General features: G+C 62.4%; 17 protein-coding genes. 4 read left to right on the forward strand and 13 right to left on the reverse strand.

Annotated features, from left to right (window positions below):
• From EOA28_RS13330 to EOA28_RS13365, 8 genes are all read right to left on the reverse strand, one after another.
• A partial coding sequence (locus EOA28_RS13330) for an SdrD B-like domain-containing protein (protein WP_128314942.1) occupies positions 1 to 996 on the reverse strand: 996 nt, incomplete at its 3' end.
• Positions 993 to 1,889 carry an HTTM domain-containing protein gene (locus tag EOA28_RS13335; protein WP_189342033.1) on the reverse strand — a complete coding sequence of 299 codons (897 nt, stop codon included), beginning with the start codon at positions 1,887 to 1,889 and terminating at the stop codon, positions 993 to 995. The genes EOA28_RS13335 and EOA28_RS13330, both read right to left, overlap by 4 nt.
• Positions 1,873 to 2,313: a hypothetical protein gene (locus EOA28_RS13340; protein ID WP_127253455.1), complete on the reverse strand. Its 441-nt coding sequence runs from the start codon at positions 2,311 to 2,313 to the stop codon at positions 1,873 to 1,875. The genes EOA28_RS13335 and EOA28_RS13340 overlap by 17 nt, the downstream gene beginning before the upstream one ends.
• Positions 2,314 to 2,635: 322 nt before the next feature.
• Entirely contained in the window at positions 2,636 to 2,890 is a 255-nt protein-coding gene (locus tag EOA28_RS13345) for a hypothetical protein (protein WP_127253456.1), read from the reverse strand.
• A 296-nt stretch (positions 2,891 to 3,186) separates the two neighbouring features.
• Positions 3,187 to 3,366: a hypothetical protein gene (locus tag EOA28_RS13350; protein ID WP_127253457.1), complete on the reverse strand. Its 180-nt coding sequence runs from the start codon at positions 3,364 to 3,366 to the stop codon at positions 3,187 to 3,189.
• A gap of 145 nt (positions 3,367 to 3,511) precedes the next feature.
• On the reverse strand, positions 3,512 to 3,865 hold the full coding sequence (locus tag EOA28_RS13355) for an SPW repeat protein (RefSeq protein ID WP_127253458.1): 354 nt from the start codon (positions 3,863 to 3,865) through the stop codon (positions 3,512 to 3,514).
• A 191-nt stretch (positions 3,866 to 4,056) separates the two neighbouring features.
• The gene (locus tag EOA28_RS13360; RefSeq protein WP_245501517.1) at positions 4,057 to 5,136 is read right to left on the reverse strand and encodes a PAS domain S-box protein; all 1,080 of its coding nucleotides are present in this window, start codon (positions 5,134 to 5,136) and stop codon (positions 4,057 to 4,059) included.
• Positions 5,137 to 5,187: 51 nt separating this feature from the next.
• Positions 5,188 to 5,433, reverse strand: a complete 246-nt coding sequence (locus EOA28_RS13365) for a hypothetical protein (RefSeq protein WP_126083248.1) — start codon at positions 5,431 to 5,433, stop codon at positions 5,188 to 5,190.
• Positions 5,434 to 5,701: 268 nt separating this feature from the next.
• Here EOA28_RS13365 and EOA28_RS13370 point away from each other — a divergent pair, with 268 nt between their 5' ends.
• Entirely contained in the window at positions 5,702 to 6,040 is a 339-nt protein-coding gene (locus tag EOA28_RS13370; RefSeq protein WP_126083249.1) for a hypothetical protein, read from the forward strand.
• A 378-nt stretch (positions 6,041 to 6,418) separates the two neighbouring features.
• Here EOA28_RS13370 and EOA28_RS13375 read toward each other — a convergent pair whose 3' ends face one another.
• The gene (locus EOA28_RS13375) at positions 6,419 to 6,640 is read right to left on the reverse strand and encodes a hypothetical protein (protein WP_245463268.1); all 222 of its coding nucleotides are present in this window, start codon (positions 6,638 to 6,640) and stop codon (positions 6,419 to 6,421) included.
• 106 nt (positions 6,641 to 6,746) lie between these two features.
• Positions 6,747 to 6,956, reverse strand: coding sequence for a cold-shock protein (locus EOA28_RS13380; RefSeq protein WP_042640010.1), 210 nt, complete (start codon positions 6,954 to 6,956; stop codon positions 6,747 to 6,749).
• A gap of 28 nt (positions 6,957 to 6,984) precedes the next feature.
• On the opposite strand from EOA28_RS13380, the gene EOA28_RS13385 reads away from it, so the two are divergent.
• Positions 6,985 to 7,416 (forward strand): hypothetical protein, encoded by a 432-nt coding sequence (locus tag EOA28_RS13385; protein WP_127253459.1) that lies wholly within the window; start codon positions 6,985 to 6,987, stop codon positions 7,414 to 7,416.
• A 7-nt stretch (positions 7,417 to 7,423) separates the two neighbouring features.
• Here the strand turns inward: EOA28_RS13385 and EOA28_RS13390 are convergent, their stop codons facing one another.
• Entirely contained in the window at positions 7,424 to 7,837 is a 414-nt protein-coding gene (locus EOA28_RS13390) for an HD domain-containing protein (protein WP_126083251.1), read from the reverse strand.
• A gap of 240 nt (positions 7,838 to 8,077) precedes the next feature.
• Here EOA28_RS13390 and EOA28_RS13395 point away from each other — a divergent pair, with 240 nt between their 5' ends.
• Entirely contained in the window at positions 8,078 to 8,281 is a 204-nt protein-coding gene (locus EOA28_RS13395) for a CsbD family protein (protein ID WP_042640013.1), read from the forward strand.
• 540 nt (positions 8,282 to 8,821) lie between these two features.
• Positions 8,822 to 9,001 carry a hypothetical protein gene (locus EOA28_RS13400; RefSeq protein WP_126083252.1) on the forward strand — a complete coding sequence of 60 codons (180 nt, stop codon included), beginning with the start codon at positions 8,822 to 8,824 and terminating at the stop codon, positions 8,999 to 9,001.
• 63 nt (positions 9,002 to 9,064) lie between these two features.
• On the opposite strand, the gene EOA28_RS13405 is transcribed toward EOA28_RS13400, so the two are convergent.
• Both EOA28_RS13405 and EOA28_RS39560 read right to left on the reverse strand, forming a co-directional pair.
• A complete protein-coding gene (locus EOA28_RS13405; RefSeq protein ID WP_126083253.1) occupies positions 9,065 to 9,307 on the reverse strand; it encodes a hypothetical protein in 243 nt (80 codons plus the stop codon).
• Positions 9,308 to 9,592: 285 nt separating this feature from the next.
• Positions 9,593 to 9,791: hypothetical protein (locus tag EOA28_RS39560; RefSeq protein ID WP_210214941.1), on the reverse strand; the 199-nt coding region annotated here is incomplete at its 5' end.

Here is a 9,791-nt window from a genome sequence, read left to right on the forward strand (position 1 = left end):
CAGGTGTTCAGCGACAAACCGTTCGATTTCACCGGCGCCGAAATAGGCGCCGGTGAAATCGAACGGTTTGTCGCTGAACACCTGCGCGGGATGGCCTGAGCTGTTGTAGGCGATGAATTCGCCCGACATGGTGGTGTTGACGTAGCCCGGACCGTCGGTGAAGCGCTGGTGCATGGCAACGAGGTTGTACCAGTTGAGCCCGCCATAGCCCGACAGGACCTCGAACACGCCGGGCGACGTCATCAGGTCGTCGAAGCCGACGACATGCTCCGGGGGCAGCGGCGCCTCGGCCGGTCCGCCCTTGCCGGAGAACGTCGAGAGCACCACCGGCGCCGTGCCGACCACCACATGCCGCCGCTCGGTCGCCCCGGCGGCCGAAAAATCGACCAGCCATTCGCCGGGCTCCACGGCTGCGCTGAAACGCCCGTCCGGACCGACCTTGGCGGCGATGCCGACGCCATCCGGCCCTGTCAGCGAAACGCGCGCCCCGGCGGCGACCGCGCCGCTGATCGTCAGATCCGCCGCAAGCCCGACGGGGTGGGTCGTGGTCTTTGCAATCATGTCGCCCGGCGATCCGGGCGAAACGACATAGTCGCTTTCCTGCGAGGCGTTGCCGGTGGTGACCGAATAGGCTGGCGGCGGCACGACGCGGAACGCATAGTGCCCGGGATCGACGACTTCGAAATCGCGGTGCATGGCCGACATGCGGAAGTTGGCGAAGCCGCCGGCATTGGTCAGTCGCATGATGGTGCCGGCGTTCGGCCTGTCGAGCTCGACAGCCACGCGCGACATCGGCCGGTCGCCCAGATCGTAGACGCCGTTCCTGTTGAGGTCGCGGAACACCAGCAGCGATGTGTTCATCTGGCCGCCTGCGAAGGAATCCCATGTCCACCTGGGATAATAGTCACTCGCATCGCCGGCACGGGCCGTGCCGCAGACCATGGCCAAGCCGGCGGCGGCGACGACCGCGCCCGGGAACAACGAACCACGCTTCACGAAATTTCCCCTCCGGCGGTCGCCGCCGATCCGATCCCCTGGAGACGCGCGATCACCCTGTCCACGGCATCGGCATCGAAATAAGCGAGATAGAGCAACGCCATGGTGGCGCTGAACGTGTAGACCGGCAGCGTCACATAGATGATGGCGTGGAAGGCCAGGCCCGGCAGGACCAGATAGCGCCTCGTGGCGCGTAACGGCAGGCCGAAGGCAAGGCAATATTCGAGCACGACCACGGCGACGGACATGATGGTAGCAGGCCAGGCAAGGCCGGACCGATAGTCCGAACCGGCGTAAAACCAGAGGAATATCTGCTCGAGCCGCGCGCCGCTCAGAAAAGCGTGGTTCGACTTGTCGAAGGCGGCGAAGAAATAGAGCACCGAGAGCTGCACCACGATCAGCCGCAGCCCCCACAGGTTGCCGCGCTCCGCCGGCGGCGGAACGCCCGCGCACTCGGCCCGAGTCACGGCCAAATAGCGGTCCAACGAATAGGAGCGGTCGCAGGGGGTGAGCGCGATCAGGAGCGCCGCGATCGCTAGCAGATAGGCATGGTGGTGGGTCCAGGGCTCGCGGCCGAGCTCGAAGCCGAAATAATAATACATCGCCAGCCCGACGGAGCCGGTCCAGACAGCGGCGAGGCGGCTATGATAGCCGACGAAGAGCAGCGTCGTGGCGAGGAAGAAGTTGGCTGCCAGAAACAGGCCGGCAGGCGACTGGTCCCTATAGAACAGCAGCTCGGTCGCCCAGCGCGACCAGAACAGCATTGCCAAGCCGATGCGGATCAGCGCGGACGAACGCGACGAGCCTTCCGTGCCGGCCGCCCAGCCGGCGAAGCGCGCCGCCATGGCTGGCGCCGGACGCCAGTCGGCGAGGGCGTCAGCCGGCGCAGGCATTTTCGGCATCGGTATGGATCGTCTGCCAGCCGCCGCGCATGCCCAGCCGGGCGCGGACACGGATGTCGGCGCCCTGCCCTGCGACCGTGCAGAGCCGCTTGATGACGGAAGCCAGGTCCTCTCGGTTCTGGATCCACTTCAGCCCTCCATTGCGGGGCGCGCCGAGCATCTCGAAACGGTCGAGCGGGACAAGCGCGCCGTCGGGCGCGCGGATTTCGAAGGAAGCGTCGATGACGCCCAGCCCGATCGCGCTGAACATGGTCCAGGAACGCAGCCACGGCGATTGTACCCCGAAGACCTGCTCCGCGGCCGGACCGGCGATCATGAAACCCGCGATCGCCATGAAAGCGCAAAGCCGCAAGCGTGCCGCCGAGCGCCGACCGGCAGGCCGCGCACCTATCCTGATTGAGATGATATCCGCCACCCGCGCACCTCCGTCGCGATCATAGACCGGTTCAACGCCCGGTCTTCGATCGTCCCAGAAAAAGTCAGGGCTATGAGTAGGTCGGAAAGGCCAACAAGCAGGCGACATGGGCCGCCTTTATTGGGTCAGACCACCTTGGCCCGTCGCAGCAGCCTGCGGTCCGCGCAACGGGCCAAGTGGCCTGCCTTTTGCCCGCCAGCCAAAGGCTGGCTCCTCCCATCCTCCGCTTCAGGGCAGCGGAGAGCTCGAACAATGACCGGGCTGTGCGAGGCTTGGCGATAACTTTTGTTACTCCCAACTAAAATAAGCGACCCGGCGCTGGCTAGCGACCGACGTGGTGGATCGCTGGCAGCGTCTGGGAGACGCTGAGCGTAGCAGAATAGACAGGCCTGCCGACTTCATCATGGACGGACACGGTCACCGTTTCATCCAAGTCGCTTGAAGCCATTTCGTCGACGGCGATGTCGTGCAGAGCCTTGAGCGCTTCTCGTCGCATCTCGCTCAAACTGCCGAGATCGACCCAGGCATCACCCAGGCACTGCCCGTTTCGGATGACCTCGAACCTGTAATTCGACATGTGCCATTGTGAGACGAAGGGATAGCAGCCGCATTAAAATTTGAGAGCCGGCTTGCTAACAAGGTTCGGCGATCGTCGATGGCGACCGATAACCCTTCACTAAAGACCGCCCGCCGATCTGGCCAGCGGGCCCTGAACGTCACTTAAAAAAGATGCAGCAACGCTAAAATAAGCCTGTGCACTGTCAGAATTTGCGGTCGCGGAGCCCGCCCAGACAGCTCACTTTGATGGTGCGGCGAACTTCGATTCGCCGGGCCGGCGCCGGGAAATCCACCCCAACAGGCAACGGGCGCCGGTCACTTACGTTGGGGCGGGGGGCTGCCATAGCGCCCGCTGGCGAGCGGAGGCTTGGAGCTGGCCACCCGCGCCGCCTCTTCCTTCTCGGCGTCGGCCTTGCGCTTCGGGCATTCTTCGAAATCATGGTCGCGGCCGCCGCAATAGGAGCAGCATTTGGCGGGGGTGTCGGGGTGGAGCATCGAGACCATTCCCAAGAATGCACGAAAAGGTTTCCGGTTGCAGCAATTGCGTGAAGCCGCAACACCGCCGCCTTACCCCATGCCCGAGAAGATCAAAATTCGAGGAGCTCGCCGCTCGCGCGGCGGGCTCCCGACCGATCACCGCTCACGCATGCGCGTGAGGATGACGGAAGTCCCAGACGGCCCAGGCCGATGCCACGACCACCAGCACGCCGAGGACGACATGCGTGGTCATGACATTCGTGTCAGCCGCAAAGCCCAGGAGCCAGGGCGACACGATCAGCCAGAGCCCGAGGACCGCGCTGACCCATTCTTCCCACTCGGCGAACACCGAAAGCGACGCCAGCGCCAGCCCGCCGAGCAGAACGCCGACGATCCAGGCGTTCCACGCGGGCACCATCGCCGCGGTGAATCCGATGACCCAGGGTGAGATGAAGAGGCAGATCGCGAGGACCAGAGTAATCCAGTCCAGGCTCTTTCTTGTTTCCATCATTGCCATGACAACCTCCATGGAGCTTGACCAAAGCAACTGTATCCGCGTGGACATTGCACGCTCACGATTGATATAATTACGCTTTTGCAGCGCTGCAAGGAGGGCCTGAGCGGCCGCGGCCCGCCCAGACCGATCTCATCCGCCAGACGGCAAGGTGCAAATCACGCTGGCGCCGGCCACCGCGATCGATCCGACGCTCAAACGGCGATGTCGCCGTCGGTATCGGCGCCGAGCTGCGGAACGATGATTGCCTCGAGCGGCGCGTCGAGCGCCCATTTCAAACTGCCGTCCGAGCGTTCGAGGCTGGAAGAACCGCTCAGCGACTGCGGAGCCACCCGCTGCAGCACCACCGTGCCGAACCCTTTTCGTTCGGCGACCCCCTTCTCCTTGCCATTCCTCTCAGCGACCCCAATTCCTGCCGCGCTGGACGTCTCCTGCCACAGAAGATGAAACCGCCGCCGCGCGTCCGGACCCATCTCGACCTTCCAGGTGATTTCCACATGGCCCACGTCGACGGCAAGGGCGCCATATTTGGACGAGTTGGTGCCGAGCTCATGGAAGGCCATGCCGAGATTCTGCACCGCATTCGACTGCAGCGTCAGCAGCGGCCCGGACAGCGAGATGCGTTCCTCATGGCCGAAGGGCTTCAGATGCTCCTGAACGAGGTCGAACAGGCTGGCGCCGGCCCATTCCGAGGTCACCAGAAGGTCGTGCGAGCGCGACAGCGCCATGATGCGCGCGCGGATCATCTGCTCGAACTCAGCCGGATCGGTCGAGCGCTTGCTGGTTTCCCTGACCATCGACAGGATCACCGCGAACTGGTTCTTCACGCGGTGATTGACCTCGCGCATCAGCAGCCGGATGCGGCGCTCGCTTTCCTTGGCGGACGTGATGTCGCGGGCGATCTGCGAGGCGCCGACGATCTCGCCTGCGTTGTTCCTGATGGGAGAGACGGTGATCGACACGGCGATCAACGAGCCGTCCTTGCGCTTGCGCGTCGTCTCAAGGCTGCCTACGCCCTCGCCCCGGCGGATACGGCCGATGATCTCGGTTTCCTCGCTGTGCATGTGATCGGGGATCAAGATCAGAATCGACTTGCCGATCACCTCCTCCGCGCTGTAGCCGAACATGCGCTCGGCCGCGTAGTTCCAATCGGTGATGACGCTGTTGAGGTCCTTGCCGATGATGGCGTCATAGGAAGAGTCGACGATCGCCGCGAGGCGAGCATCGGCATTGGCGTTCGGACGAAAGATCCCCCCTGTACCGGTCATGCGCATCAAATAGGGCCGCCCGCAATCAAGGCAACATATCCGCTGGATCGCATCCGCTTACGGCTTGCTGTCGCCGGGGCTATCGCCGGCCGGCCTGTCCGCAGATATCACGCCGAAATCCTGCGATTTCACGCCCGCATTCGCCGTGAGGAACCCATCCGACGCCAGCCCTCGACGCAAAAGTTCGCGGACCGCGGCCGAACGGCTCGGCATGCGCTTTTCGAAACGCCAGTTCTCCAGCGCCGCCAGTTCCTCTTCGGTCAGCATGATCTGCAACCTTTGCGGCCGTTCCAGCTCAGCCATGCCTGCCTCCATCACAGACAAAAACGCTGCGAATGAGTAAATGCCTCATTGTGAGTAGAAGTAGGGTTTGTGGCATAGGACGTCAAGAATGACCAAGCTGTGAAAGACGGCACAGGCTAACGATACCAACGATGGGCCGAAACCACATTTGTTGTTCTATGCTAACTTATTGATTTTCTTATAGCTTTTTGAATTTTTTGCTTGCATTCCGTGACCGTCTGGCGCATGGTGGAAATCGAGGGATAACCTCCAGGGAAGGAGGCAGTCCATGTTCCGACGATTTTCAATCCGCTTGCGCGACGACGCCCACCACAAGGTGCAACAGGCCTTGTGGACCAAGGGTATCGTCAACATCATCCGAATTTCCGAAGAAATCAGGCTGGATCATCTGGCCGAGAACATCGCCCGCGAGGACATCGAAAGCCTGGTGATGGAGGTATCACAGCTCTACGGGGCGCCGATCGAGTTCGACGACGAGGCCCTGACGGCGCTCGACCTGCCGGAGGTCCTTAAGCCCGACAATCGCAACGACCTCGAAAAGGTGCTGGATGGGCGCATGTCCGGCGGTGAGATCAGCATCGACGTGCTGCATATGAAACGGTGCTAGGCGCGTCGCGTCTGGACGACCCCAATCGACCGCGCCCCTCGGAACGGATGCCACGGCCTTGGCGATTGGCCGAGACGCCTATCGCGATCGTCATCCACGGGCGGAGCAAGGAGCGAAGCGACGCGCGCAGACCCAAGGATCCATGCCGTGACTTGGAAGCGCCGCGGCGGTCCACAAATTCTGCACCGTTGCACACTTCGGTCCAGGTAACGGAATGGATTCCAGGGTCTGCGCGCGTCGCTTCGCTCCTTGCTCCGCCCTAGAATGACGAGGTTCAGAAGCGTCCAGCTCATCGCCAACGTTTGCGCTGACTACCCAGCGGACCTTGATAGCCTTGCCCTTGAAGCCTGCAATGTTCAACATCACTGTGTTGAGGAACTAGCCCTTCTTCGGGCGCTTTGGAGCGGCTTTCCTTGGCAGCGCCACTGGCGCTTCGGCTTCCTGCGCCAGCCTGGCCGCGCGCAAGCGCTCGGTCTTGGCCGCCCTCTCCTTGGCTTCCAGGTCCTGAATCTGCCGAGCGACACGAGAGGTCGTGTCGGTCTTGGCTTCCGTGCGGGATGGGACCGGCTTGAACAGGCCGGTATCCGGTAGCGACTTCATTGTCATCTCCTTAATCAAAAAAGGCCGGGCAAAGCCCGACCTTCTCCAACGCGCCTCCGCGGCCTATGCCAGTACATCCGTGGTCAACGACCGCGAGGCGCTGTGATCAGGCGGCTTGCAGATTCTCGGCCGCGCTTTTGCCGCTGCGGGCATCCTTCACGACGTCGAAGCTGACCTTCTGGCCTTCGACGAGGGAACGCAGCCCTGCGCGCTCGACGGCCGAGATGTGAACGAACACGTCCGGCTGACCGCCGCCCTGCTCGATAAAGCCGAAACCCTTGGTGGAATTGAAAAACTTCACCGTTCCAGTAGTCATTGCGATCTCCTTACAAATCGACGCAAAATTGTACGCGCTCGGCAACCGCCAAGCGACGAATTCTTCGAAATTGAGAGGGAAGATCGCAGGGGCGCATTTTGCGCGAAAACAACGTTCTTTCAGCAAGATCGATTTACCCTATATAGCTATTAATTTCCTCAGCGGCAAGGGGCCCGGGCATAATACTTCAAGCCGCGGTCCGTCCAAACCAAAGCAGTTCCCGCCGGAACGGTCGATCCGACAGAGCGTTGGTTTCCTGATTCGACGAGCGCGGTTCCTGAATGGGGCAGCAATGGCCAAAAGGGACAACAATCCAACCTCTCACGACGTGGTGAAGCGACTGGTGCGGGAGACGGGCATCAGCGAAGCACAGGCACGCGATCTCGTCCGCCTTATCGGCCTGCACTGGAGTTCCCTTGTCCGCGAGGCCAAGTTGATCGCTTCCTCACCCCGGGATTAAGCCGGGTTCAGCCCCTGGAATCCAGATGGTCGAGGATGGCAAGGCCGGTTTCGTACTTCTCGGGCGCGACGCCCGCCTGGTGGGCCTGCCAGAGATTGTCTCGCAGATCGGCTATCTTCACCGGCAATGCCAGCCCGTTCGAGGCGGCGCGGTAGAGAAAACCTTCCTCGCTCTCGTCCATGCGCCGCGTCAGCGCATCGACCGCAGCCACCACCGGCAGGCCGAAACCAGCGCCCTGCAGCCTCTCAAAGGTCCAGCCGTCGCCTTTCTCGACAATGTCGTGCAGGTAGGCGACGGTCTTTTCGTCCAACGTCTCGACGGCATCGGCAACGCGCCTCAGATGTTCGATATAGGGCCGACCGGTCTTGTCCTTCTGCCCTCGATGAGCCTGCTCGGCGATCTTTGCTGCCTCGTGAAGCATGATCCTTCCAATCTCGTCACAACAGAGCCCGCCCCGGCGAGGGACGGCCGAGGCGGGCTTGCTCGGGTCTGGACCCGGTCGGTGGCGCGCCTCTCGCGGGGGGAGCGGGGCTGCGCGCCATCCTGCCTTCCAGAACAGCGGCGCCTGGCGAATGTTCCCGCCCGGAGAAAAAGACTTGTCTGCAGGAACTTCGCGACCGCGCTGCCGTTAGCCCTGCATGTCCAACAGGAGGTACGGCAAATGGATTGGAACCGCGTCGAAGGCAATTGGAAGCAGGTGAAGGGCAAGGTCAAGGAACAGTGGGGCAAGCTCACCGACGACGATCTCGATCGCATCGCCGGAAAGCGCGACCAGCTCGAAGGCAAGATCCAGGAACGCTACGGCATCGAGAAGGATCGCGTGCGCCGCGACATCGATGACTGGTACGGCCGCCAAGGCTGGTGACAGCCGACTGCCCGAAGCAAAGGGCGCTGCCGCGCGGCAGCGCCCTTTTTGCTGAGCCGTTCAGGATTGGGCGAGGCGGCCGCTCTATCTCGCCGGCGCCGCTGAAACCGCCCTGCCCCCTTGGGCGCCGATTGCGTTGTCCACCTTGGCCGAGGCGCCAGGCGCATCCCGCCATGCGGCGGCCGGGGCTGAAATTCGACTTTGCGGTTGTCCGGACTGGAACCTTCATTCGCGGTCCGCATTTGTTGTCGCCATGGATATTTTCGACGCAAATTCTCTGGTCATCGCACGGGCAAAGGCCCTGCGCTCCTAAAACAGCCGCATGCGGGAATTGGCTTGGGCGCATGTGGAGCAATCCAGGGCCCTCGCCCAGCAGTTGGCAGCGATTCGGAACCAATCAAACCGGGCATTGCCGATGACGGGCAACTTGACTGAGATCGAACGAGCCCTAGATTGTCCAGATCGCTGGTAACCCCCAATGGACACCATTAGCGGCTGAGAGACGACGAACGCGCTCCCGTCTGAAAACGGGAGAGCGCTATGCGCCAAGCCAGAACTGCGTTGCCCCGGGCACGCGAACCCTTCCAGGATCAACTCGTCCAGGGCAGCAAGGACGCGATCAAGCGCTCCCGGGAATTGCTGCGCCGCACCGAGCGTCTGGTGCGCTCGAAACTGCCGATTGTCTCGGAACCGCCTTCCGACGAACCCCCTAATCTTTAGGGCAATTCCAGGAAAATGTGGGCGGTTTTCCCCAACCCGCCGCGCTTTTCCGGCCGACGCCCATCAATCGCCGCGTCGTTTCCGGTGCGGAGACTCCTGATTCTCGCCGCGCAGCATCTGCCTGTCGTCAGGATCGATCAGATCGCGCTCGCCAGCTTTCAACCCGCTTCCTTTCTCGCGGGTGGCCCGCTCCTGGCTTGGCCGCTTCAGCTCTTCCCTGGCGTTGAAATCCTTTCCGGCGTTCTTGGTGTTGACGCGCTCCTCGATGATGCGTTGCTGCTGGTCGTGCGTTGTCTTGCCTGCCATGACTGTCTCTCCTGTGCTGAAGCCAATCTCTCAAAATGGAGAAGCCCGCCCGGAGGGGAGCGGGCGGGCTTCTATCGGGAGGATTGGAACCCCGATGGCGGCGGGCTGGGGGGATGCCGCCGCGGACCAAACCGGCGAGCGGCGCTTATGTTCCTTCAGGAAGCGATGCTCTCTGAGTTCAATTGAGCTCATCGCGCCACAACCCGCTCACGGGCGACCGCCGCTGCGATGACAAATCACGATTGCGCAGCGGAACAAGTCCAGTCGCTTCCGGTTTCGCAGTGATCAGGACTGCGTGAAATGGCCCAGGATCGACGTCACAACGAAGCTCTCGCCAGGTTGCTGAGGCGGCAGTTTTCCAGCGAGGTTTTGCGACGGCACCTGCGCGCGTGGCCACTTTTTCGGGTTGACCGTCAGCTTCCCGAGCGCCTTCGAGCCCTGCTTGAAAGGCTCGGGCGAAGGAACGGTCGAAATCACAAAGGAG

Source organism: Mesorhizobium sp. M2A.F.Ca.ET.067.02.1.1 (genome assembly GCF_004023285.1).
Classification (GTDB): domain Bacteria; phylum Pseudomonadota; class Alphaproteobacteria; order Rhizobiales; family Rhizobiaceae; genus Mesorhizobium.